The sequence below is a fragment of the Bradyrhizobium sp. LB8.2 genome (assembly GCF_040548035.1).
Taxonomy (GTDB): Bacteria; Pseudomonadota; Alphaproteobacteria; order Rhizobiales; family Xanthobacteraceae; genus Bradyrhizobium.
In genome coordinates this window covers 35796-58516 of record NZ_JBEPQV010000041.1, presented here as the reverse complement: position 1 = coordinate 58516, position 22721 = coordinate 35796, and the positions used below count along the sequence as shown (strand labels likewise).

General features: G+C 62.2%; 21 protein-coding genes and 1 pseudogene. 12 read left to right on the top strand and 10 right to left on the bottom strand.

Translation table 11 applies throughout. The features are described 5' to 3' along the window. Positions 1–60 precede the first annotated feature (60 nt). Positions 61–321: a DUF736 domain-containing protein gene (locus tag ABIB06_RS34505; RefSeq protein WP_502916583.1), complete on the top strand. Its 261-nt coding sequence runs from the start codon at positions 61–63 to the stop codon at positions 319–321. Positions 322–465: 144 nt separating this feature from the next. Here the strand turns inward: ABIB06_RS34505 and ABIB06_RS34500 are convergent, their stop codons facing one another. From ABIB06_RS34500 to ABIB06_RS34485, 4 genes are all read right to left on the bottom strand, one after another. Then, the gene (locus tag ABIB06_RS34500) at positions 466–1380 is read right to left on the bottom strand and encodes a nucleotidyl transferase AbiEii/AbiGii toxin family protein (RefSeq protein ID WP_354052734.1); all 915 of its coding nucleotides are present in this window, start codon (positions 1378–1380) and stop codon (positions 466–468) included. Next, on the bottom strand, positions 1377–2114 hold the full coding sequence (locus tag ABIB06_RS34495) for a type IV toxin-antitoxin system AbiEi family antitoxin domain-containing protein (RefSeq protein WP_354052732.1): 738 nt from the start codon (positions 2112–2114) through the stop codon (positions 1377–1379). Before ABIB06_RS34495 ends, ABIB06_RS34500 begins: the two co-directional genes overlap by 4 nt. A gap of 200 nt (positions 2115–2314) precedes the next feature. After that, positions 2315–3490: an RHE_PE00001 family protein gene (locus ABIB06_RS34490; protein WP_354052740.1), complete on the bottom strand. Its 1176-nt coding sequence runs from the start codon at positions 3488–3490 to the stop codon at positions 2315–2317. 498 nt (positions 3491–3988) lie between these two features. After that, complete coding sequence (locus ABIB06_RS34485) at positions 3989–4210, bottom strand: type II toxin-antitoxin system VapB family antitoxin (protein ID WP_502916582.1); 222 nt, start codon at positions 4208–4210, stop codon at positions 3989–3991. 1844 nt (positions 4211–6054) lie between these two features. On the opposite strand from ABIB06_RS34485, the gene repA reads away from it, so the two are divergent. The 4 genes from repA (at position 6055) to ABIB06_RS34465 (ending at position 10236) form a co-directional block, all read left to right on the top strand. Next, positions 6055–7269 carry a plasmid partitioning protein RepA gene (repA, locus tag ABIB06_RS34480; RefSeq protein ID WP_354052731.1) on the top strand — a complete coding sequence of 405 codons (1215 nt, stop codon included), beginning with the start codon at positions 6055–6057 and terminating at the stop codon, positions 7267–7269. Further along, positions 7266–8285, top strand: a complete 1020-nt coding sequence (gene repB / locus ABIB06_RS34475) for a plasmid partitioning protein RepB (protein WP_354052729.1) — start codon at positions 7266–7268, stop codon at positions 8283–8285. The genes repA and repB overlap by 4 nt, the downstream gene beginning before the upstream one ends. A 197-nt stretch (positions 8286–8482) precedes the next feature. Then, entirely contained in the window at positions 8483–9715 is a 1233-nt protein-coding gene (repC, locus tag ABIB06_RS34470; protein WP_354069968.1) for a plasmid replication protein RepC, read from the top strand. Between the two features lie 104 nt (positions 9716–9819). Further along, positions 9820–10236, top strand: a complete 417-nt coding sequence (locus tag ABIB06_RS34465) for a hypothetical protein (RefSeq protein WP_354052725.1) — start codon at positions 9820–9822, stop codon at positions 10234–10236. A 146-nt stretch (positions 10237–10382) separates the two neighbouring features. On the opposite strand, the gene ABIB06_RS34460 is transcribed toward ABIB06_RS34465, so the two are convergent. Then, positions 10383–10583, bottom strand: a complete 201-nt coding sequence (locus ABIB06_RS34460) for a hypothetical protein (protein WP_247004992.1) — start codon at positions 10581–10583, stop codon at positions 10383–10385. A 147-nt stretch (positions 10584–10730) separates the two neighbouring features. On the opposite strand from ABIB06_RS34460, the gene ABIB06_RS34455 reads away from it, so the two are divergent. After that, positions 10731–10913, top strand: a complete 183-nt coding sequence (locus ABIB06_RS34455) for a hypothetical protein (RefSeq protein WP_148777359.1) — start codon at positions 10731–10733, stop codon at positions 10911–10913. 718 nt (positions 10914–11631) lie between these two features. Further along, on the top strand, positions 11632–11943 hold the full coding sequence (locus tag ABIB06_RS34450) for a DUF736 domain-containing protein (protein ID WP_247297378.1): 312 nt from the start codon (positions 11632–11634) through the stop codon (positions 11941–11943). A 913-nt stretch (positions 11944–12856) separates the two neighbouring features. On the opposite strand, the gene ABIB06_RS34445 is transcribed toward ABIB06_RS34450, so the two are convergent. The 5 genes from ABIB06_RS34445 to ABIB06_RS34425 all read right to left on the bottom strand — a co-directional run bounded on the left by ABIB06_RS34445 (position 12857) and on the right by ABIB06_RS34425 (position 17837). Then, on the bottom strand, positions 12857–13699 hold the full coding sequence (locus ABIB06_RS34445; protein ID WP_354052722.1) for an ABC transporter permease: 843 nt from the start codon (positions 13697–13699) through the stop codon (positions 12857–12859). A 15-nt stretch (positions 13700–13714) separates the two neighbouring features. Beyond that, positions 13715–14641, bottom strand: coding sequence for an ABC transporter permease (locus tag ABIB06_RS34440; RefSeq protein ID WP_354052720.1), 927 nt, complete (start codon positions 14639–14641; stop codon positions 13715–13717). Further along, positions 14638–15705, bottom strand: coding sequence for an ABC transporter ATP-binding protein (locus ABIB06_RS34435; RefSeq protein WP_354052717.1), 1068 nt, complete (start codon positions 15703–15705; stop codon positions 14638–14640). The genes ABIB06_RS34440 and ABIB06_RS34435 overlap by 4 nt, the downstream gene beginning before the upstream one ends. 66 nt (positions 15706–15771) lie before the next feature. Further along, a complete protein-coding gene (locus ABIB06_RS34430; RefSeq protein ID WP_354069970.1) occupies positions 15772–16953 on the bottom strand; it encodes an extracellular solute-binding protein in 1182 nt (393 codons plus the stop codon). 50 nt (positions 16954–17003) lie between these two features. Beyond that, the gene (locus ABIB06_RS34425; protein ID WP_354052713.1) at positions 17004–17837 is read right to left on the bottom strand and encodes a GntR family transcriptional regulator; all 834 of its coding nucleotides are present in this window, start codon (positions 17835–17837) and stop codon (positions 17004–17006) included. A gap of 453 nt (positions 17838–18290) precedes the next feature. On the opposite strand from ABIB06_RS34425, the gene ABIB06_RS34420 reads away from it, so the two are divergent. From ABIB06_RS34420 to ABIB06_RS34400, 5 genes and pseudogenes are all read left to right on the top strand, one after another. After that, a complete protein-coding gene (locus tag ABIB06_RS34420) occupies positions 18291–19052 on the top strand; it encodes a ParA family protein (protein WP_354052711.1) in 762 nt (253 codons plus the stop codon). Further along, positions 19042–20022: a ParB/RepB/Spo0J family partition protein gene (locus ABIB06_RS34415; protein ID WP_354052709.1), complete on the top strand. Its 981-nt coding sequence runs from the start codon at positions 19042–19044 to the stop codon at positions 20020–20022. Before ABIB06_RS34420 ends, ABIB06_RS34415 begins: the two co-directional genes overlap by 11 nt. A gap of 424 nt (positions 20023–20446) precedes the next feature. Then, positions 20447–20965, top strand: a complete 519-nt coding sequence (locus ABIB06_RS34410) for a plasmid mobilization protein (protein ID WP_354052708.1) — start codon at positions 20447–20449, stop codon at positions 20963–20965. Positions 20966–21153: 188 nt separating this feature from the next. Further along, the gene (locus ABIB06_RS34405) at positions 21154–22038 is read left to right on the top strand and encodes a relaxase/mobilization nuclease domain-containing protein (RefSeq protein ID WP_354052706.1); all 885 of its coding nucleotides are present in this window, start codon (positions 21154–21156) and stop codon (positions 22036–22038) included. Between the two features lie 378 nt (positions 22039–22416). Next, positions 22417–22599: pseudogene (locus ABIB06_RS34400) on the top strand (DUF6538 domain-containing protein); the annotation flags it as partial. Positions 22600–22721: the final 122 nt, after the last annotated feature.

Here is a 22721-nt window from a genome sequence, read left to right as displayed (position 1 = left end):
CGGAAAAGCCACTTGGCGCGGCCGATCAGTCGAGGTCGCATCGACCAGTCCAATGGCGCCATCAGGGTAACATTCGCTGATGCGGCAATACGAGGGGGTCCCAGTCGAACGCCGATTGACAAAGGACCGCACTTCCGCATCTTCGCCGGTAATGTCGAACTGGGAGCGGCTTGGCAGAAGACCGCCAGGGACACCGAGCGCGACTACCTCTCGGTCAAGCTGGACGATCCGAGTTTCCCGGCTCCGATCTACGCCCCCTTGATCGAGGTGGAAGGCCAGGAAGGTCTCCAGCTCATCTGGTCCCGCCCCAGCCGGGACTGAACCTCGACCTCGCAGGCCCCGCCGTCCCGGCGGGGCCTCTCCTCCTCCGACTCCCGGCGCGATTCTTCGTCAAGCGGAGCGGTGCATGACCCATCGAAGCCTTTGGCCGGAATCGTCTGCCGGGTCGCAATTCAGTCCGACCACTCATCCGAATAGTCGCGCCAGTGTGTCCGATTGTTCGGCGAATTTTCGGGCGTTGGCCTTCCGAAGACGTTCCAGGTTCTGCAGCTTCCAGCGCGGGCCGGGAAGCTGCTCCAGGTGGGGCACGCCCAGTAGCGACCATTCGGGCTCTGCGGCGACCAGCGACAGCAGGAAGCGGCGCTCATCGGCACTCAGACCTTGCTGCAGTTCGCACACCATGCGCTCGCGCGCTGCCAAGAGCGCATCGAGCTTAACAGGCTCGGCGGTCATGCCCGAGAAGTTGTTCTCGAACTCCTGGCGGATATCCCGCAGCGATGGAAACAGGACCTCATGCACCGGCCGATTATGGCTCGCGAGATAGACGACGAAAGTCCGGCGAATGCCGGCCGTGATTCCCTCGTGCGCGAAGAGCTGCATGACGTCGAACAGATCGCGGGGATGCTGGCGGTCCATCGCCGCGACCAGCTTGCCGCCATACACGTCTTCGAGCGACACCACCGGGATTTCGAGATCCGCCAGCAGCGTCTCGCGTGCATTCGGCGTCAGCGAGGCCGTGCGGACCGGATGGACGACGCCGCGCATGACGAAGTTGACCTCGATCTTGACCTCGATGCCGCCACGCCGCACCAGCAGCTTGGTCTCCCCAGATTCTGCAATGGCCGGCGCGTGGGTCTGGAAGCCCAGCCTCTGCAGGCGCGCGGCGCTTTTGCGGATGGCTTCGTTGATGCGTTCAAGCGCCTGCTCGCGCGGCAGGGTATGGTCGGGAAACACTAGGTCGAGATCAACCGAGAGCCGCGGCATGTCGCGCACGAACAGGTTGATCGCCGTGCCGCCCTTGAGCGCGAACGTATTGTCAACGAGCACCAGCGGCGCAACCCGCGCCAGCAGCCGCGCGCTGTCGAGGTAGAGCTGGTTCATGGCTTCAACACCAGTAGCCCGTCAGCCGAGCGCGATACCCACGGCCGGTCGCTACCCTTGGGCAATTGGGACGGATCGAACTTGCCGACCCAAGGCTGGGAAAGCTCGCGACCGAGTTGCAGGCAGAGGCGCACGGTCTTGACGCTCGTGCATCGCTTGAGCAGGTCGCGCAGCACGTCGGCGCGCAGGCTGTAAGTGCTCTCGACCAGCTCGCGCGCTTCTTGCAGCGGCTGCCGGATGCCAACCTCGCTTAACACCTCCAGCAGTGCGCGCTCGGGCGCCGAGACGAGTGGGCCGCCCTTGCGGTTCTCGAAGGGCCGGACATGAAGCAGCGCGCCGGGCTCTTCCTTGAATAGCCGCTTGCGGTGGTACTCGGCCGGGAAGCGCTGGGTGAACCACTCAGGGAGCCGCCCCGCTTTCCAACCGTACAGATGAAGGATGGGCCGTTGGGAGACGTATTGGCGGATTCCATGCCAGTCGAGGGCGGACTTGCCGCCGACATGCAATCCCTCGAAGCTCCGCTGCAGCAGGACGAGGCTCGGATGTAAGGCGGGCGGATCGTTGGGCCGGCAATAGACACCACGTGCCAGCCGCTGCAGCCAGCCGGCGCGGACATAGTGGACGGCCAGGTCGGCTGATATCCCGAGGGCGGCGAGGTCATCGGAGGTCAGCGGCGTCGCGGGCGCCGAGTGGGTATAGAGCCTGTTTAGTTTGTCCCTGTGAGTCGTAGCCATGCTACGATATTATGAACAATTCTAAAATTCCGCAAGCTTGAATTGGATACCAAAATCGTAGTCAGGCTACGATAACTAACACTAATCTAAGCGAACCCCCCGGCCGAATTAGGACGACTGAACCTGCGAGGTGCCCCCAGGACCTCCCAAGCTGAGAGTCACATAGGGGGTGCTTGCGGTCTCAATGGCCGCGCCGTGCTCTAAAGGATTCCCCATGCCCGATAGCGTCCTCGACCGGTCGTCTCGCGCAAGTCGAGCTCGGCGACGAGGTTTTGGGCCGCACGGGGCGTGATCCCGAGCTCCGCCGCGATCATGCCGGCCGAGACGATCGGCCGGGTCAACACGTAGTCAAGGAGAGCTGGCAGTTTTGAAGTGGCGCGCCGGCCGGCGAGTTTGCGGGCGAGCAGGTTTCTGGTCATCAGCCAGCGGTCGTGGTCCTTGCGGCCGGCCTCGGCGGCGGCCGTCATCGCCTCGAGCTGCACGACAAGCCGCGCTGCGCCGTCGCGTGGCCGCCGGCCCTCACGCGGAATGCCCTTCAGCCCGGCATGCAGGCACGGCAGATGCCAGCGTGTCTTGCCGCGGTCGCGCAATACGCTAGCTGCGAGCAGGCGGCCTAGCCAAGGCGAGTGTTCGAGCGGTTCGATCGCATCCCAAGCATCCGCGGCGATCGCCGCCGCCAAGGTCGGCGGCAAGCCGCGGGTCTGGTTGACCACACCGCGCCAGTGATCCAGACGGCCTTCCTCGTCCCAGTCGGGATCGTAAACTAGCGGATCCCGCTCCGGTCGCGACCGAGCCTCGTCGGCGAGCCTGCGCTCTGCCCTGGCGTTCGCGGCGTCGACAGCGGCGAAGGCTGCGGACAGGTGGGGATCGGTGGCGCCAAGCGGCCCTTCGAAACCCACCTCCTCCCGCTCCGCGTCTTCGTCAACCCCGAGACTTTCCTCAACTTCCTTCCGGTTGCCCGTCCCCTCCTCTCGCTCGCCTCGGCCCCGGAGGTCAGCTAGTCCGGCAGCTGACAGCGCCCAATCGGGCTTCGCCTCGGCGATGCGCCGACGGACGCGCAACACGGCATGGGCCCGGGTCAGCTCATGGGTGGGGGTGCGGACATCCATGCCGGCGTCGTGGAGCACCAAGTCGTCGAGGTGGACAAGTTCGCCTTCAAGCCACAGACTGGCGCAGGCGTCGGCGAAGTGCATCCGGCTGATTGTGCCGTCGCGGATTAGGCTTTTGGCTAGCCGCTCGTCGAGCCGGGCGACTGTATCCTCGGCGGCCGCGAGCGGACCGGCGAGTTGAGCCCAGGGCAGCGGATCGGGGATTTCGTAGCTTGTCGGCAAGATCTTGATAACCTTAACGAGAATGGACGAAACGGAAGCTAACATAGCATTGGATTCCGTCATAGCGACGCGGGTTCCCGTCACCCTCACTATCGATAACTACCTCTTATCGACTGGGTTGGTCGTCACCGCGTAATCAACGATTCCGAGCCCGCAGCGTGGTAAAATCTTCGCCGCCTAGCTTCAGATCGACCACAAAACCGCACTCCGTGCCAACCCCCGGCCCTACTCCGGACAAGCCGCTTCTTTTCCGGATGCCGCGACCGCCCGGCCGGGGTCGCTTAGGCGGCTTCGATATTGGTTTGCGGAAAGTCGCCGCCCTTGAACATCAAGAGTTGCGGCAGATGCTGGGCGCAAGCGTAGGCAAAACAGCCCCCGGAATTGAGGCTCGCCGGATGCCGGCCCTTGCCGAAGGCGTCGAGCGCGAGCCCGAGCCGTGCGTCTCAGGCGCCACCGCGACCGTCGGTGACGTGAGACGCGTTCCGCTCCGCTGCAGGCGGGCCAAAAACTCGCGTGCCTCGTCCTCGTCGGTCAAGAGCGCGGTCAAGGCCAAAATGTCAATGAACGCCAGGTGTCCTCATACAGACCGTCGCGGAACGCCTTGTCGGCGGGCTGCGCCCGGTGCGGATTGCCCCTGGCGCGCAGATCCCGGCAAAACTGGACGCTGAGTTCGACCAAAGACAGCTTACCCTGCTCGCGTGCGAGCTCATGGGCGAGTGCCGCGTGCACTGCTTCGGTAACGCCGATTTTTTTCAGCGCCGCCACCTTGCGGGCGAGCGCGTCGGTCTCCGGCTTCTTGATGGAAGGCCATGTGCGCTCATCCAGTCCTCATCGTGTATCCCTCAATATCTCCACGGATACACTGAAGGAAGGACCGGCCTCGCCGCTGGGTAGATTTGTCAGGATCTTAGGCCTCGCTAATCTGGGCCCACTCAGGTCGACGGTGCGGGCAGTCCCCGATCGGTTGCGTCGATCCAGGGGTATCCCCGGCAGACCCGCCAAGACGCGCGGCCTTCGCGGCGTGTGAGGTCAATCTTTATGGTTAATTGTCTGTGAACGCCTCCCCTCTTCTCCGTCTCCCGGACGCTGCCTCCCCCTGAGGCCGTCCTGGTAGATCATCCGGGCTGACGACGACCTCGTCCCGGTCCTCGCCCGCGCCTTTCCCGGGTTTGAATTCCTCGGGGCGCGGATCGACGGCGACTACTGATGCGATACGGTCGTGTCTCGGCGAGTTGGAGCCACGGATGGCCGGAGGGCACAAACTGTTGTCAGCTGACAACATCCATCCCCTTGGGAAGGCCATTGTTGTCAGCTGACAACAATGCTCACCGGGTGGTTGGTGGCACCATAGCTCGAGTCGGCGTTCCGCATGTCAGGTCGGCTTCAAGTGTCACGCAGGTATCCGCGACAGCACCCACCATCGGGAAGATCGTATTCGCTCGACGGTCTTGCTTCTCGCCAAAGGAGTACTGCTCCTACGACAGACGCCTCGGATACCTCCTGATAGGACTGAGGCAGCCGACCGGGAGGCCGGCGTGCTCTTCAGCTGGTTCTTCCGGATGACGCACGGTTATGGCTCCGCCCGATGTCGGCCTATGATCGACCAAGCTCCGGCAGCAGGTTCGCCTGCCCTCACCTCGGCTTCCAGCATCATGAGTTGGATCCGGCCCCGCGCAAGATTGATCCGCAACCCGTCATGCCGGTCGAGGTGACGGCCCCGACTGCACGTTTCCGTTCCTTCGCCGGATCGCACGCGCCCCGATGGAGCGATGGTCGGCGGGCGGTGGCACCTTGTATCCTGGCAAGGGCAGGAGGGTCCCTTTGCAGCGCTGAGCCTGAGATCGACGTCGCGGCTGGTGGTCCGTCGGTGTGCTCACGGCAGCGCGGAGGGAGAGCAAGAGCGGATGACCTGGGGTGTGCTTGGTCGGTTGCTCGCGAGCTATTCGTCCAACCGGTTGGTGGACCCCTGCGACCGTGCGGTCCTGCTGCTCGTCTTTTCGGGCGAGCGACAGCGCAGCGAAGTGACGCGGCCAACCCCTCGATAGACACCGAGACGGTCCGGCGGGCCGCAGAACCGCAGCGAACCGACATCGCCACTTTAACCTGGCTCGCCATCCAGCTCGGGAGCCTAAGGCCAGTGTCGTAGATGAGGCGGGGAGGGCGCTCCTCGTGGGGGGGGGTGCGGCGTCGGGCGAATGGCAGGGGGAACCGACGCCACACGGTGGCGCGATTCTCTGGAGTTTGCAGTACATGGTCTGAGATTGAGCACTCAACGGAGGCTGCGCCGCGGAGTGCGTCCCGCTGCTCGAGCTCCGGCGGCGGCAGCACCGTTCAGCGCAGCAGTTGGTGAGCTACGAAATGAAGCTTGGAGACTCGTGAAGGCCGGCCGACTCACACCATAGTGGAGGTTCGCCCGACTCGCCGAAGCCGTTGTTGTCAGCTGACAACAGCAAGGCGGTGGGTCAAAAAGGCCCAGCTCGCCGTGGGGCGCGCCATCGAGCGTTAATAAGTCATTAACCCTTTAATTCTTGCTCAAATCATAGAATCGTGGCCATCTCTCAAGACGGAGATTAGGCGTCTGACGCGCAGAAACCGTCTTGAGAAAGCAAATGGCGAGCTTAGCGGAACAATCGGTTGCTACGAGCGAGACAGCATCTGCGCGGATCACTCGCCACGCCGGCATTCTTTCCGGTCAACTTCGGTCGCTCGCGACGACGCTTTTTCCGCCCTCAGCAAGCAAGTCTCTCCGCTCGTTCACCTCAGGGGAGGTAGCGCGAATTGCGCGCGTGTCCGATGGGTATCTACGACAGCTCTCGCTCGACGGACTTGGACCGAACCCGGCGACGGGTCCCGGGGGGCGCCGATCTTACACCCTGGCCCAGATTCATGAGTTGCGCGGGTACCTAGCCAGCGCGCGCCCTCGAGAAGCGCTGGAATTTCTCCCGCGCCGCCAGCCGGGCGACAAGCTCCAAATTATCACCGTAGCGAACTTCAAGGGCGGCTCCGCCAAGACGACGACGGCATTATATCTTTCACAGTATCTTGCCCTTGCCGGCTTTCGGGTCCTTGCGATTGACCTCGATCCGCAAGCTTCGCTTTCCGCGATGTTTGGGTACCAGCCCGAGTTTGATATTGGGGCGAATGAAACCCTCTATGGTGCCATCCGATATGACGAGCACCGCCGGCCGATGCGCGAGATCGTCCGGAAGACCTACTTTGACGGGATAGGCCTCGTTCCAGGCAATCTCGAGCTTATGGAGTTCGAGCACCATACGCCTCGCGCAATGATCGAGCGGCGTGAACGCGGACACGACCTGTTCTTTCGCCGCGTCGCCAGCGCCATCGACCAGGTTGCAGACGACTACGACGTCGTTGTTATCGACTGCCCACCCCAACTTGGTTACTTGACCATGGGCGCGCTAAACGCGGCCACCGCGATGCTCGTGACCATCCATCCGCAGATGGTCGATGTCGCATCGATGAGCCAATTTCTCCTCATGACGTCGGATCTCATGTCCGTCATCGAGGAAGCTGGCGGGCGACTTGATCACGATTTCATCCGGTATGTCATCACGCGACACGATCCCAACGACGTGCCCGAAGCTCAAATCGTGGCGCTCCTTCGCAATCTCTTTGGATCGGATGTGCTCCAGGCCACCGTTTGGAAATCGACTGCAATCGCTAATGCCGGTCTCACCAAGCAGTCACTTTATGAGCTGGAGCGCGGCACGGTAGGGCGAGGCGCCTACGACCGGGCACTGGAATCAGTCGACGCGGTCAATGCCGAAGTTGCGCAACTTCTCAAGAAGGTGTGGGGTCGATGAGCAAACGTACTGACACCATCAAGAGCCTTTTCACGGCCCCGCAATCTAGCCCGTTGTCAGCTGACAACATGCCCGGCGCCTTGCCGCGGGTCTCGTCGGGCTCGGTCCGCTCGTTGAAGGATTCTTTTTCCGAAGTCGAGAAAGAGAACGAGGAGCTTCGCGAAAGAATTGCATCTGGGGCCGTGATCCTTGAAATCGACCCTTCGCTTATTGATCCGTCACCCCTGTCCGACCGGTTTCGCGACAATGATGATAGCTCGTTCGAGGCACTTAAACAGTCAATCGCACAACGTGGCCAAGAGGTGCCCATTCTCGTTCGGGAGCATCCCGAAGCGAAAGGGCGCTACCAGAGCGCCTATGGTCATCGCCGCGTTCGCGCCACGCGCGAATTGGGCATTCCCGTCAAAGCGATCCTGCGGTCATTGTCAGATGAAGCGCTTGTCGTGGCGCAAGGACTTGAGAACGCACCGCGCGAAGATTTGAGTTTTATAGAGCGCGCGACCTTCGCGATGCATATCGAAGATGCCGGGCATAGCCGGTCAGTCGTGCAAGATGCGTTGTCGATCGATCGAGCGGAGGCCTCGAAACTTCTCGCCGTCGCTCGATCGGTTCCAACCGACGTTATCCAAGCGATCGGGAAGGCTCCGAAAGTTGGCCGCGGCCGCTGGCAGTCGTTCGCTGAACTAATCAAGGATGCCGCCGCGCTCAAACGTGTGAGAGCGGCGATCGTTGAACCGAAATTTGCAGAGCGGGAAACCGACGCGCGATTTCTCGCAGCATTCTCAGCAGCAAGCCGTCCATCTCCCGCGGGGACATCGAAGCCATCGGAAGAGAAGCCAGTTTTGTCTGCATCCGGCGACAAGATTGCCCAGATCCGTCACACCGACCGCGAACTAAAGCTCACCATCGACAAGAATGTTCCGGTGACATTCGCGGCGTTTCTTGTGGACCAACTCCCGGCGCTGTTCGACGCCTTTTCCAAGACGAGCGGCGGTCAGGAAACTACCGAGGTCTAATCGCCTCGTCCCGTAAACCCGAACCAGGAGCAGACAAGGGAAAAGAAAAAAGGCCCCCGAAACGGAGTTCCGGAAGCCTTCTCTTCAAGTTTGGCGACTGACAGAGAATCACTTTCGCGAATCGCAGTCAAGAGTTTCTATGCGATTTTATCGCCGTTTCGGCGAGCAGGTTTTCTTTGCCCAGCTGAGGCAAAGACATGCAGTCACACTCCCCAACGACGCCCTTTGGGCGGCGATCGCTGACGCTTGCCCATGTGGCAAGCCAGATGGTCGCAACGGAACGTTCCCCCGAAAAGATCGTGCACAAATGGAGGATCTTCCATGCCATCTGCACGGCGCGGCCGCGCCTTGGCGTGTCGGAGCGCGCGCTGTCGGTGTTAAATGCGCTGCTGACCTTCCATCCTGAGACGGCGCTGACAGGGGAGGATGATCTGATTGTTTTTCCGTCAAACCATCAACTCACCCGGCGCGCGCACGGCATGCCGGCATCGACGCTGCGGCGCCATCTCGCTGTGCTGGTCGACGCGGGCCTGATCGTTCGGCGCGACAGTCCGAATGGCAAGCGCTATGCGCGGAAGGACAATGCCGGTGAAATCGAGCTCGCCTTCGGCTTCGACCTGTCGCCGCTGGTCGTGCGCTCGGAGGAGTTCGAGAGCCTGGCGGCCGATATCGAAGCCGAGGCCCGCGCGCTCAAGCTCGTACGAGAGCGCATCACGCTGTGCCGGCGCGACATCGCGAAGATGATTGCAACGGGCATTGAGGAAGCCGTCCCGACGCGAAGGGGAGGGCAGGGGCCTGCCGATTGGCAGGTTGTCCACGCCGCCTTCCGCGCGATCGTCGACCAGATTCCGCGCACGGCTACGCGCCAGGAGCTCGAGCCGATCGCCGACGAGTTATCTCAGCTTGCCGACGACGTACTCAATCTTCTGGAAGCACACATCAAATCCAAGGATCCGAGCGCCAATGAGTCCCATTCTGAGCGCCACATACAGAATTCAAAACCAGACGCCCTTATTGATCTTGAACCTGTCCTTCGAGAAGGCAGGGCGGCGGGAGTTGAGCCCAAACCTCAACCCTCGCGAGTCGGGGAGGGGGCGTATCCGTTAGGAATGGTCCTGAGTGCGTGTCCTGACATCGTCGACTATGCGAAGGGTGGGGTTTCGAACTGGCGCGATTTCCTCGCTACCGCGACCGTTGTGCGAGCGATGCTGGGCATCAGCCCGAGCGCCTGGGAGGAGGCTCAAAAGGTTATGGGCGAGGTCCCCGCAGCCATCGTCGTCGCATGTATCCTGCAGCGCGGGACGGCGATCAATTCCGCCGGCGGTTATCTGCGCGGTTTGACGCGAAAAGCCGAGGTCGGCGAATTTTCGCTTGGCCCGATCCTGATGGCGCAGATCAATTCTCGCCGGCGAGACAAGCAGCGGGCGTAAGGCGATGAGGCGCCGTTCCCAGGTTGCCTTTTTCGTGTGATCAAATTACCCGCGCTAATCCGGCTGCTGCGCCGGGTCGACGTAAAGCGTTCGGAGAGATCGTCATGGCAAAACACCCTCCAATCATCCTCACGCCGTTCTTCCAGGCTCGTGATGAAGGCGCCACGGAGCAGCGGATGTACGTGGCGGGGTTCGCGGACGAGGCGGGCGAGGCCTGGGGGACGATTCCGTTGGATGCGGAGATGGTCGAGCACGCTGTTCTGGGACTTCAGACATTCACAGTCTGGTGCAACTCCGACGGTCGCATCCAACCGCAGCCGAGCAGCGACAGTCTGTTTGAAGAGCTCTTGGAGAAAGGCCAATTGGAGGAGACGCCTCTCGATGAGCTCGTCGCCGAAGCCATCGAGCAGGGCAAGAATGAACCGAATGATGACATCCTCGATATGTTCGAGACCCTGCATGAACGGCTGGTGCGGGCGGAGGGCATGGTCGCTGACGAGATCGCGCGGCGCAGGCGATGACCCTTCGCGGCGCGCCTGCGCCAGCGCGGTTCAGTGCTGTAGGGCCAGCTTGTACTAACGCGAGCACCGCGACCGCGGGCGGCCGACACCCGGACCGGTCGATGAAAACATAGAAAACCGACGACCGGGCCGCGCTCCGACTGGTCTTAAGCTTCGCCGGAGCCGGAAAACAGCGCCGTCGGTGGCATCGCGCGCGGTGGCGGGAGGGTCCGGCCGCCCGGGGCTCCCGGTCTGCTCTTGAGATCATATCGCTGGGCTAGGTCGAGCAGCCGCCGCTTGGTGAAGGGGTCCGCGTTCTCCGCCAGATCGCGCGCCCGCTGCGCGAAGCCCCTGTAAAATTCTTCCACGACGCCACCCCGCCACATCACTGAAAATCGGATTTCAGTGTGAGACGCGCTCCGCGTCAAGCGGTCTGGTGCATGCGGACAATTTTCGTCGATTGACTTGTGCTCGCGGCGCACGGGGAACTAAGCTGGTCCCGGCAGGCAAAAACCATGACTCCGCTCTACCTCAGCCGGAAGCTGTGCCCGAAGTGCGGTAAGCCGATGACGGCCGTGCCGGACGACGTCGCGCCCGGCCGGCCGCGCTACGTCTGCCTGGTCTGCGAGGACGATCCGCTGCGCGATCCCGCCGCCCGGAAGTGGGCGGAAAGCCCGCTGCGACCGCCGGCCAAATAAATAACATTCGAGTTGAAAATCGCGCCCGGCAGCCGGATTGCTGCAGAGGCCGATTGTGCTCACAACCCTCGCCAACGCTGTGGCGTTGCAACCCGAACGCCCAGCTTCGTTTCATCGCGCGTGCCAGCGGAATCGCCCGGACTCGGTGGCCGGCATGCCCAGCGACGCTAGCATCTGTTTCACGCCTCGCAGGGCGGTCGGTCGCATGGATGCGGAGGGCGGGTTGCATCTTCATGGCCAGTACGTCGCCAGCCTCGTTATCGATTTTGCGATGGCAAGTTCGACAGGTGCGCCGACGTTGCTGACAGCGACGGTTTCCATTGCGGGTGATGACGCGGCGCTTAGGTGGCCTACTTAAGGAGAAGTACGTCTCGCTGCGACGCCCGTTGCCTTGAGATGCGAATGGATGAAACGACCAGGGCCGCCTGTCTTCATTCCATGTGTTTTCGCGATGGGCGCACCCATCAGCGTCCTCGATAGAGGCTGGTCTGACCGAAGGGCGATCCCGCTTTGCGGGCTCTCGATCTTGCCCCTGCAACGTCCGTCCTCGACTTTCTTCCCCTGGCGCTGCGCACCATTCCTCGCGGTCCAAGAAAGTCGCTGCCGGCCGTCCTCCATTTCATTTCGGCCCTTTAGGTGCAGGTCGATCGCCTCCGGTCTCACGACCGCCATCGAGGTCGCGATAGGCGCGGCCCGAGAAAACCAAGGGAATGAGACAATGGCTACCATCGGCACCTTCACTTCCACGGGCAATGGCTTCTCCGGCGCAATCAAGACGCTCAACCTCAACGTCAAGGCCAAGCTGATCCGCGTCGAGAATCCTTCCGACAAGGGACCGCACTTCCGCATCTACTCGGGCAACGTCGAGTTGGGCGCGGCCTGGCAGAAGACCGCTAAGGAGACCGAGCGCGACTACCTCTCCGTCAAGCTGGACGACCCGAGCTTCCCCGCTCCGATCTTCGCCACCTTGACCGAGGTCGAAGGTGCGGAAGGGCTCCAACTGATCTGGTCCCGGCCGAACCGGGACTGAAGCTCTGCCGAGTGGGCTCCACCGGAAGGCGGGGCCTGCTTCCCTTCGACCGGAGATGCGATCATCACCATCGACACCATCGCAGAATTGCGCGCCGAGCTCCGCGAATGCCTGTTTACGCCGGCGGAGCGTAAGGCGCTCGAGCTTGAACTCGCTGAACTCATGCGCCAACGCGGCGAAGCGCTCGCAGCCGAGGAGGGGGCATAAGCCCCCTCGTCTTGCGCCCTGCGATGCACCGTCGTTAAGGGCCGCTCCTCCGTTCAGAACATCATCGATCTCTTCGGCAGGGTGTGAACGTCAGCTTCCAGGAAGCTGCGACCGCAATCGTTGCGCCGGTCGACGATTGAGGCCTCACGGGCAGGACGATCCGCTCGAATTCTCAAGTGAGCAGCACGAGAGTCTGGACATCGCGCGGCGCTGGTGCGGCCGAAACTGATTGAGAGCAAATATTGGCACTCGAGGTTTCCATCGCAGGTGCTCGATCTGCTCGTTGACCTCAGGAGAAATTTCCACTCACTCATGGGTTCGTCGCGCACAATCTGGCCGTTGTCAGCTACATCCGCGACCGGATCCCGGTGATACTGGGCAGGATCGTCGCGATCGACGAAGCCGCGAGCTTTATCGCAATCCGCCCCGCGCCTACATCGGCGGTGTCTAATCGGGACCCGTTCAGCGTCGGATGCTGGTTTTCCATCAATCAGCGGTCCGGCTGCCGTTTTAGGACGCGCTGCCCGATCGTGCAGGAGGTCGGTGCGAACAGTGAGCCCATCGCTCGGAAAGGCGACGGAGGGGCGAGCATCTGTCACTTCGCCCAATGAGGGTGATCGCGTAAACACCGATTCGCTGCTCGTGGACACCACCTCGCCGTGAATGCCGCGGCGGCCTCGCAAGCCACACAGGTAGGCACCTTGTATTACCGCGCCGCCTCCTGCTTCGCGCGGGCGACCATTTGCGTGGGATCGACGAAACGCAGCGCGATCAGGAGCCAGACCAATGTGGTAATCATGTAGATGACGGCCATCGCGTCGATCGACTGGCCCGCTCTCACGCCGGCTGCATAGACGGCGTAGTAGAGCGCGACGACCAGCGTCTGGCTGTCGGGGCCGGCGGTAAAGAAAGTCAGTTCGAACATCGCAATCGTGCGTACCAGCACCAGCAGTAGCGCGGCCAAGATGCCCGGCGCGAGCAGCGGGACCAGGACATAGACGAACAGCCGCCCGGTCCCGGCGCCGAACACGCGGGCCGCCGCCTCGATCCGCGGATCAATCTGCTCGATGAATGGTATCATCACCAGGATGACGAAGGGTACTGTCGGCACGAGGTTGGCAATGATGACACCCCAAAGCGTTCCGCCGACGCCGAGCTGGTAGAGCACGGTCGCGAGCGGAATGCCGAATGTGATCGGGGGGATCATCAGGGGCAGCAGGAACAGCAGCATCACGAGTTGCTTGCCGGGGAAGTTGCGGCGGGCCAACGCATAGGCTGCGGGTACGCCGAACAGCGCCGATAGCAGCACCACGGCTCCGACCACCTGGAAGGTGGTGATCAACACGTCGGCGAGTTGGAATTCGTCCCACGCCGAACGATACCAGCGCGTCGTATAGCCGGCCGGCAGCCACGCTCCGAGCCATCGTGTTCCGAAGGAGTTGATCACGACGGTCGCAATCATCGCCATGAAGTTTACGATGAAGAAGATAACGGCTGCCCAGATCGCCGCGGCCCACAACCGTTCGGAGATGGTCTTGTTCCTGCCCATTGTGTTGTCGTCCCTCTAGCCCTTTCCGCTGCCGGCGGCCCCACGGTAGAACAGCTTTCGGCCGGCGAGCGCCAGCAGGACGACGGCGAGCTGCACGAAGCCCATGATCATTGCGATCGCCGCGGCCATGGAGGCGTCATACTGCTCGTAGGCCGCCTGATAGGCCGCGATTGAGATCACGCGCGTGTCGCCGGCCGGTGCGCCCAGCAGCACCGCTGAGGGAAACACTGAAAACGTCTGGACGAAGGACAGACAGAAGTTGACGGCGAGCCCTTGCACCAGCAGCGGCAGCAGGATGTGTCGGAAGCGTGCCCGCGCTGTCGCTCCGAGCGTGGCCGCAGCCTGCTCGAGCGACGCATCGATCCCGGTGATGTAGGAAAGCGTCAACAGAAATGTGAAGGGGAAGCCGGACAGGATCAGCGAGAGCATCACCCCGGTATAGTTGTGCAAGAGCCGCAGCGGAGCGCTGATCACGCCGAACAGCATTAGCGTGCGATTGAGCCAGCCCTGCGGGCCGAGATAGTTGAGCAGGCCCTCGGCGATCAGCACCGTGCCGAGCGTGATCGGGATGACGAGGATTGTTGTCAGCAGCCGGCGGCGGTGCATCTTGCGCACGCGGAGCGCGACAGGAATCGAAATCAGTACGTTGATGATTGTCGCCGGCAGCGCGAGCCGCAACGTCGCGTAGATCGTGTCGTAGAGGAACGGGTCGGAGAAGAACTTTCTGTAGTTGGCGAGGAAGTCTCCGGCGCGCGGCTTGAACGACAGCACCAAGCCATAGAGGAATGGATAGACGAAGAGGCCGAGCACAAACAGTACCGCAGGCACCACCAGAAGGGTGACGCCGTCGATGTCATGGAGCGCGAGCCGGACGCGCCAGGGAGTCCGCTCTTGAGCGCTCTCTTGCGCGGTGCGCGCCAGTCGATCGGCGCTATGAGTCATGATGCCCCCGGATAGATCAGTACACGGGTAGGATCGGCCGCCAGAAGCACGTTCTCGCCCTTCCGTACCGGCTGCGGTGAGCAGAAATAGAGCTCGGTGCCGTCGCTGGCACGTCCGGAGCAGTAGAAATCGCGCCCGTGGTACTGCGCGCTCTCCACGATCGCGGCGACCGGCCCGTCGCTGGCGGGCCTGAGATCGTCAGGCCGAACGGCGACGATCGCCTGATCGGCGGGGCGCTGTTCGACGGCCACGCCTTTGAGCGCCGCGCCGCCGACGGATACGTGGATGCCATCGGCGCCGCTGCCCTCGAGCACGCGCGCGGGCAGCAAGTTGCGATAGCCCATGAACTCCGCGACATCGGCATGCGCCGGGCGGGCGTAGAGTTCCGGCGGCGTGCCAACCTGGCGCACCATGCCGTCGCGCATGACCACGATGCGGTCGGCCATCGAGAGTGCCTCCTCCTGGTCATGGGTGACATAGATGGTGGCCGAGCCGATTAGGTCGTGGATGCGGCGGATCTCCGCGCGCATCTCAAGTCGAAGCTTGGCATCGAGGTTGGACAGCGGCTCGTCCATCAAAACCAGCGGCGGCTCGATCACAATGGCGCGCGCGATCGCGACGCGTTGCTGCTGGCCACCCGAAAGCTGACCCGGAAGCTTGTCGCCCTGCTGGGTGAGTCGAACGATGGCAAGCGCCTCCTCGACCTTGCGCGCGATCTCCTCCTTCGGCTTGCGTTGCATGGCGAGCCCGAAGCCGATGTTGCGGCGGACCGTCATATGCGGAAACAGCGCATAGTTCTGAAATACCATGCCGAAGCCGCGCTCTTCCGGCTTGAGCCGGTCGATCCGGGTCTGGTCGAGCCAGATGCTGCCGCCGGTCAGCGTGAGCAGACCGGCGAGGCAGTTGAGTGCAGTCGACTTGCCGCATCCAGAGGGGCCGAGGAGTGCGATGAACTCGCCCCGTTTGATGCTCAGGCTGACGCTCTTGAGGGCGTTCAGCATGCCAAAGCTGCGATTCAGGTCCTCGAGCCGGAGCTCGCGGAAGTCACGTCCTGCAATCGACATGTATCAAGAACTCCAGGGAGCACGGGCTGATCTCATCGGAGGGCCACAAGGGCGGGCCACCGGACGTCATTTCTTCTTTTGCGCGCCGATCTGCTCATCCCAGCGGCTGAAGGCGTAGACGAGCTTGTCGGGTGTCAGCGGCAGCTCCTGCGGGTTGCCGGTGATTGCGGCCTCGTATTCCGGACGACCGAATTCCTTGATGACGTCTTGGCTGTCTTGCGGCGCCATCGCCAGCGTGACGTCTTTCACGGCCGGTCCCGGATAGAAGTAGCCGGTGTCATAGGTGGTTGCTTGCGCATCCTTGCCGAGCAGATAGTTGATGAGATCGAGCAGCACCGCGAGCTTGTCAGGGCTGACGCCCTTAGGGATGCAGAGATAGTGGGCGTCGAGAATCCAGTGGAAGCCTTTCAGGAAGAACACCTTGGCTTCTTTCGGCACGACCCCGAGCGCACGCGGGTTGATGTCCCAACCCATCTGTGAGGGGATCATGTCGCGCGAGCCTTCACCGAGCTCCTTCATCACGGCGCCCGTGCCGGCGGGATAGTATTCGACGTATTGCCCAAGCTCCTTGAGGAAGGACCATGTCTTGTCCCAGCCGTCCTTGGGATCCTTCGGGTCTTTGTCCCCGAGGATGTAGGGAAGACCCATCATGAAGACGCGGCCCGGACCCGAATTGGCGGGACGTGCGTACATGAAGCGGTTGGGATTGGCCTTGGCCCAGGCGAGCAGCTCCTCGGCCGTGCCCGGCACCTGCTTCACTTTCTCGGGCATATATTCCATCACGGGGCCTGCCGGACAGAACACGATGCATACGCCCTGATTGGCCGCGAGCCCCTGCATGGCGCGCGCGCCCGGCAAATAGATATCGTCGAGTTTCGGCAGCTTGTCCGCGTAGTCCGTCACGGTCGGAATCCAGAGGTTCTGGTCGACTCCCGCTGAGAGCGCATCGATGCCGGTCAGCACGCCGTCAATGTCGACCCGGCCAGCGCCCTGTTGCGCCTTGATCTTGCCGGGCAGCTCCGGCGCCGGCGCCTTGGTGAAGGTGATCTTCGAGACGAGGTTGGGCTTCTTGGCGCGGTAGGCCTCGATCGCCTTCTGCGTCAAAGCCAGGTTGCCGGCAACGTCGACGATGTTCAGGGAAACGGGGGAGGACGGCAGCGGCGGAGACGCCGCGAAAGCGCGACCGTTGAAGGCGAACGAGCCGGCGAGGCCCGCGACGACGCTGCGGCGAGTGGGTGCAAATGTCATGGCCGTTCTCTCTCCCTTTTGAAATTGGCGCGCAACGTTTTGCGCGATGCTTATGGTTCGTTGTCGGCTTGTACTTTTCGCGGCCGCTTCCGGGCTGCTTGATCGAGCGCTTCGCGCCTTGGCTGCGGATCTCCTTCCCCTTCGGCGAAATAGTCGTACTTCTCACCCCTGAGAATCTCGATGGTCTTCAGGATTCCTCGCATGTGCGTACGCATGGCCGCCACCGCGCCGTCGCGGTCCCGGGCGCAGAGCCGGTCGACAATCAGGACGTGCTGGTCGATGACGGATGGCTGCTTGCGCAGGAGCGTCATGGCAAGGTATCGCACGCGATCCATCTGTGCCTTGGCCCCGGCTACGAACTGCCAGGCGGTTGGATGACCGGCGATCGAAAAAATATGGGCATGCATGGCCTCGTCGGCGCGGAAGAAACCCTCCTCGTCGCCAGCCTTCTGTAGCGCGCGCTGCCGGTCGAGAAGCGCCTTCAGGTCGTCGGCCTGCCTGGGCTCGACGCGCGCGGCCGCCTTTTCCACCGCCGCGCATTCAAGCGTCTCGCGCGCGAACTGGCTGTCCAACACCTCGGCGAGTTTGATCGGTCCGACGAAGGAGCCGTACTGCGGAAAAATCTCGACCAGGCCTTCGTCAGCGAGCTTGATCATGGCTTCGCGGATCGGCGTTCGCGAGACGCGAAAACGATGCACCAGTTCCTGCTCGGTTAGGCTCGCGCGTGGCGACAGCCGACCGCAGACGATGTCGCGCCGCAGGACGGCATGGATCTGCTCTGCGATGGTATTGCGCCTCAGCAGAACCGCCCCGACCTCACCTGGGGTGGAGCTGTTCGGACGGCCGTCTTGGCGGCCGCGATCGCGCGGCGTGCGTCGGTCCAAGCGTTCCTCCAATGCGAGTTGGAACACTAGTATATTACTCGGCCGCGAAGCGTCAAGTTGGTGGCGCTAACTCGAAGTCGAGCCTCGGAGCCAGCGGGTTCGCGCTTACAGTTTCCGCTTGGGCGAGCCGTTCGGGGACGGCTCTACTCGCGCCGCCACGACGACGCTCCCGGAGCCCGCAAGCGGTCTCCGCGCGTCGCGTGACGATCCTCTCGCGACTGTGTCGACAGCAGTGATCCAGCAATGAGCACGATCCCAGCCTCGCTTGCCAGAGTTTGCACCCCTCGATGGCGAGAACTGACCTGACTCTTCTGGCAGGGGATTCGCCGGATGAATTTCGGGATTGTTCCGGTGGTCGGATTCGCAATCGTCTGTTGGTTCAAACCAACATCCCCCACGACATGAGGACAAGGACATGACTCCCGCGCCGTTAGACCCATTTCGGGCCTCAAGATGAAGACCATTGTCATCAACAATCAAAAGGGCGGGGTCGGCAAGACGACGCTTGCTGTGCATTTGGCTTGGTTCATGGCGGAAGCGCACCTCCGCGTACTTGTGATCGACGTTGATGCGCAGAGCAATGCGTCGGATACGTTAAGGCAGTATGCCGGTTCAACGTTGGCCGCGGATTTGTTCAAGCCGGGGATACGGATTGTGCCTCGGGAAGACGAAGGCCTAACGCTCGCGCCGGCCGATAGCTCGCTGACTGACCTCGATCGTAGCAATGCGACCGCCATAACCGCTCTGCAAGAGAACCTCGCAATCGCGTCGGATCAGTTCGACGCCTGTGTGATCGATACCCCGCCATCGCTTGGGCTGCGCAGTGTCGGCTGTTTAGTTGCGGCGTCGCATGTCCTGGCTCCTATTTATCTGGAGGACTATTCGATCAAGGGCGTCAAAGGGCTGATGCAGACCGTGATCGGCGTGCAGAGGCGCTATGGCCGCCGGGACACGAAGTTCCTCGGACTACTGCCCTCAAACTTCAACACGAAGTCGCCCCGTCAAAGATCGCATCTTGAGCAGCTCCTGCGCGAGGCTGGCAAATATGTGTTCCCGGGCCAGATCGTTGCAAGGGACGGCTACGCTGAGGCCGTCGCTGAACGTCTGCCGGTCTGGAAGCTGAAGCGCCGCTCTGCGCAAGAGGCTGGTCGGGAAATCCGCGATGTTCTCGCCAAGATCGTCGCGCAGATAGACGAGCCGGCACATGGCGCTTGATCTCAGCTTTAAGCAGCTCATCGACGCTGCGGAAGATGGTGCCGCCACAATCGGACAACCGGCTTGCATCGCCATCGACCGTATTGACGAAGATCCGGACCAGCCTCGTCGCAGCTTCGACGAACAGAAGCTCGAGGAGCTTGCGGAATCAGTCCGTCAGCATGGCGTGCTGCAACCGATCGTGCTGAGGCAAGCGACAGAGGAAGGCCGGTACGTGATCATCATGGGTGCGAGGCGGTATCGTGCTGCGAAGCGCGCCGAGCTCCGCGACATTCCGGCTTTCATTCATGCCGTTGGGGCTGCGGATCGGTATGTTCAGATGATCGAGAATATCCAGCGCGATGACCTCAATGCCCCCGAAATTGCGGCGTTCATCGCGAGCCGCTTGGAGCAGGGTGATAACCAAGCCGACATCTCGCGCAAGCTCGGCAAGCCGAGGGACTGGGTGTCTCGCTACGCGTCGGTCCAGAGTATGCCGGAGTTCCTCCGGTCGAAACTTGCCGGCTCGTCAATCCGTGCTGTGTATGAACTCTACCAGGCTTGGCGCGAACAGCCCAACGCTGTCGAGACCATATGCGCAGCACAGGAGAGCTTTACCGACGCGCACGCTCGTCAACTGGCTCGCAAAGTCCGCACGGAAGTCCGCGGATCGCCTGCTGATAGCGAAGGGTCGCCTGGAGCTCAACCGGCACGAAGCCCGATCGCACCGCAAGTGGCATTGCGACCCATGGAGAGAGACCGCGTGACGGCGATCGCGGAAAAGCTCCCCAACTCTTCGGCCGATCGGAACGAGCGAATGAGCACATCTCTAACGATCAGAGTGCGTCACCAAGATCGCACTGGCTGTCTTCTGGTCGATCGACTCGCGTCTCAAGGCTCTCGGCACGCAGTACTGTTGGTTGATGGCGCAGAAGTAGCGGAAGAGGTTCCAGTATCGACCATCACAATCGAAGAGATCCTGTTCGCATGAAGCTGGTTTTAGACAGCCTCCTCAGAAACGCTGCCATAGTTGGCGCGACGGCGGAGCGGATTTCCCATCCGAAGGATGGCGCGCCAGCGCAGCAGCCGGAGGCCGAACGCGCCCCCCACAGCGCTGTAGAGAGGCCGGAGGCTGCTGGAAAGCCGCGGTCCACATATTCGGTGCCGATGTTGCCGATCTGCGCGCACGGCGTTCGTGGAGAGCAAGGATTCGGGGCGGCGGCTGCGTCATTCGAAGAGCAATTCTCCGCATCGATCTTCGGTCACGTTGGATCTCACTTGCAGCAACGCCCGAGCTTTGAATGCCGAGCGTGTTGGTTTGAACCAACATGGAGGGGGTGGATAGATTCGCTTTTTCTAGTGCAGGATAGGCTTCGCGCCAGCGATGTATTACATCGCGATTGGGATTGGAGTGCATGGCTCTGATCTCGCTTCGCGTCCCCGACGAAGTCGCGGCGCAGTTCTCAGTTCTTGCAGCTACCCAGGGCGGCAAGTCCGCGTTGCTGCGGCGTCTCATTGCTAATGCCCTAGCTGCGCCAGCGCCGCGCATCTTGGCGTTGCCTGTCGGGCGACCGGAGAAAGTGACGGTGCGATTTCGCGAGAGCGAGATGCGGCAGCTCGCGGAAGTTTCTCATCAGCGTGGCATGACCCGAACCGGCTGGATCGTCGCCCTGGTGCGCTCACGATTGGGGTCTCCAGTGCAGCATTCCCCGACCGAGCATGACGCGCTTCGCGCTATCGTTCGTGAGCTCAACCGGATCGGCGGCAACATCAACCAGATCGCGCGCGCGGCAAACACCAGCGTGCTGCAGGGCAGGGCGGTTGAGCTCGATCTGTCCGCAATTCGAGAGGCCACATTGGTCATTGAAACAGAGCTCGCCCAACTACGTAATGCGCTGCACGGCAACGCGGATTATTGGGATGGACGCCGATGAGTCGGCGCTCCTCGCCGCGGCCGAGCGACCTGGCCTCCGAACTTCCGCCGATCTCCTATGTCTGGGAAACGCCCAATCGCCGCCCGCGGCGGGCCGAGTGGGATACCCCCGATCCGACGGCTCGGAGTCGCATTACGCCGGCGATGCGCGCAAAGCTCGAGCGCATCGTGCGCCGAGCGCCAGAGGTCATGGTCAAAATCACCGGCCGCACCAAGGGCGTGGCTCATCTCAAGTCGCACCTTGCCTACATCACGCGAAACGGTGAGCTCGAGGCGGAGACAGAGCAGGGCGCGACGTTGGCGGGTCGTTCCGGATTGAAAGATCTGCAGCAACGCTGGGAGGACGATGCCGGTCTCGACGACAAGCGCCGGCGTGATGCATCGCTTTCGGTCAACATCATCCTGTCGATGCCGGCTGGCACCGACGCCGGCGCAGTCAAGGATTCCTCCCGGGCATTTGCCATCGAGACGTTCGGCTACAATCACGACTACGTCTTCGTCCAGCACCTCGACGACAAGCATCCCCACGTGCACTTGACTGTTCGGTCGCTGGGCCATGACGGCAAGCGCCTCAACCCTCGCAAGGCGGATCTTCAGGCCTGGCGGGAGCGGTTTGCTGGCGAGCTCCGGCTTCGCGGGATCGCAGCGGAGGCAACGCCACGGCGAACCCGCGGGCGGGTTCGAAAAGCTGATCGCGGGCCGGTGCTCGCTTTGCGCACGCGAAAGATCACGCCCGATGTCGATCGGTTCGCCCGCACGGATGTGCTTTCGGAGGTGAGGGGCGGCAAGGCTGTGAAACGGCCTTGGGACGAAAAGATTAAGTCACGTCAGGATGCGATCCGGCAGCGATATCTCGACTATGCCGCCGAGCTACAGCGCTCTGGCGTGGCAGCAGATCACGAGCTTGCGCGCCAGGTTCGCCAATTCGTCAACGACATGCCTGCTGTCGAAACCCTTCGGCATGCGCTGAAGAATGAGCTTTCGGAGCTTGCCAATACCCGCCGCCGCGGCGAGGAGGAGGGCGTCGATGCAGAGGGGCGCCACCAAACAAGAGGCAATGACCGGACCAGATGAGCGAGCGTAGGAATCATAATCCTGGGGTCGGGGGTTCGCCTCTCCCGCTACCAATTCCAGCGTAACCCATTGATTTTCCGAACTTGGCCGATCAGTGTTTCGACGCAAGGGATGTCTCATTGTTACATCCGGAACGGTCCTTGATCAACTCGTGACGGCGAACTGATCTTACCAAACAAAGCGATATCGCTGCGGTGAGCAGTCGGATTTGAGCTGTGAGCGAGTGGCAATGATTGCCGAAGCCGCGCCGAATTATCGGGGGTTCGAATCCCTCCCTCTCCGCCATCCCCCTCGAAAACCCTAGAAAACAGCGGACCTTTTGAATCCAAAGGGTTTTCCGGATCCACCGTCGGTACACAACGTCGGTACACACGGATCATGGTTAACGCATCGTTTACGCCCAAGCGCCATCCGGAAAGCGGAATCTATCTGTTCCGGAAACGCGTCCCCGAACGATTGAAGGACGTCGTCGGCAAGAGCGAGATCAAGTTCTCGCTGCAGACGCGCGATCCCGCCATGGCGCGGATCCGCAACCTCGAAGAGCTGGCGCGGCTCGGGCGCGCATGGGCCGAGATCGACGGCACGCGCATCACGAATTCGGAGCGCTTCGCCTCCTATTTGGACGCCAAGTTCTCGCGCGTGTCCGCGGCGGGCCGCGAGCCGGAGCCGGCGGGCCACCGACA

Bases quoted from the DNA above. Each gene is read 5' to 3' on its own strand.
- ABIB06_RS34445 (WP_354052722.1), bottom strand. From the start codon at position 13,699: ATGGGCAGGAACAAGACCATCTCCGAACGGTTGTGGGCCGCGGCGATC.
- ABIB06_RS34435 (WP_354052717.1), bottom strand. From the start codon at position 15,705: ATGTCGATTGCAGGACGTGACTTCCGCGAGCTCCGGCTCGAGGACCTG.
- ABIB06_RS34500 (WP_354052734.1), bottom strand. From the start codon at position 1,380: ATGAACCAGCTCTACCTCGACAGCGCGCGGCTGCTGGCGCGGGTTGCG.
- ABIB06_RS34410 (WP_354052708.1), top strand. From the start codon at position 20,447: ATGGCTCTGATCTCGCTTCGCGTCCCCGACGAAGTCGCGGCGCAGTTC.
- ABIB06_RS34465 (WP_354052725.1), top strand. From the start codon at position 9,820: ATGGCAAAACACCCTCCAATCATCCTCACGCCGTTCTTCCAGGCTCGT.
- ABIB06_RS34490 (WP_354052740.1), bottom strand. From the start codon at position 3,490: ATGTTAGCTTCCGTTTCGTCCATTCTCGTTAAGGTTATCAAGATCTTG.
- ABIB06_RS34405 (WP_354052706.1), top strand. From the start codon at position 21,154: ATGGTCAAAATCACCGGCCGCACCAAGGGCGTGGCTCATCTCAAGTCG.
- ABIB06_RS34440 (WP_354052720.1), bottom strand. From the start codon at position 14,641: ATGACTCATAGCGCCGATCGACTGGCGCGCACCGCGCAAGAGAGCGCT.
- ABIB06_RS34430 (WP_354069970.1), bottom strand. From the start codon at position 16,953: ATGACATTTGCACCCACTCGCCGCAGCGTCGTCGCGGGCCTCGCCGGC.
- repA (WP_354052731.1), top strand. From the start codon at position 6,055: ATGGCGAGCTTAGCGGAACAATCGGTTGCTACGAGCGAGACAGCATCT.
- repC (WP_354069968.1), top strand. From the start codon at position 8,483: ATGCAGTCACACTCCCCAACGACGCCCTTTGGGCGGCGATCGCTGACG.
- repB (WP_354052729.1), top strand. From the start codon at position 7,266: ATGAGCAAACGTACTGACACCATCAAGAGCCTTTTCACGGCCCCGCAA.
- ABIB06_RS34495 (WP_354052732.1), bottom strand. From the start codon at position 2,114: ATGGCTACGACTCACAGGGACAAACTAAACAGGCTCTATACCCACTCG.
- ABIB06_RS34455 (WP_148777359.1), top strand. From the start codon at position 10,731: ATGACTCCGCTCTACCTCAGCCGGAAGCTGTGCCCGAAGTGCGGTAAG.
- ABIB06_RS34415 (WP_354052709.1), top strand. From the start codon at position 19,042: ATGGCGCTTGATCTCAGCTTTAAGCAGCTCATCGACGCTGCGGAAGAT.
- ABIB06_RS34420 (WP_354052711.1), top strand. From the start codon at position 18,291: ATGAAGACCATTGTCATCAACAATCAAAAGGGCGGGGTCGGCAAGACG.
- ABIB06_RS34450 (WP_247297378.1), top strand. From the start codon at position 11,632: ATGGCTACCATCGGCACCTTCACTTCCACGGGCAATGGCTTCTCCGGC.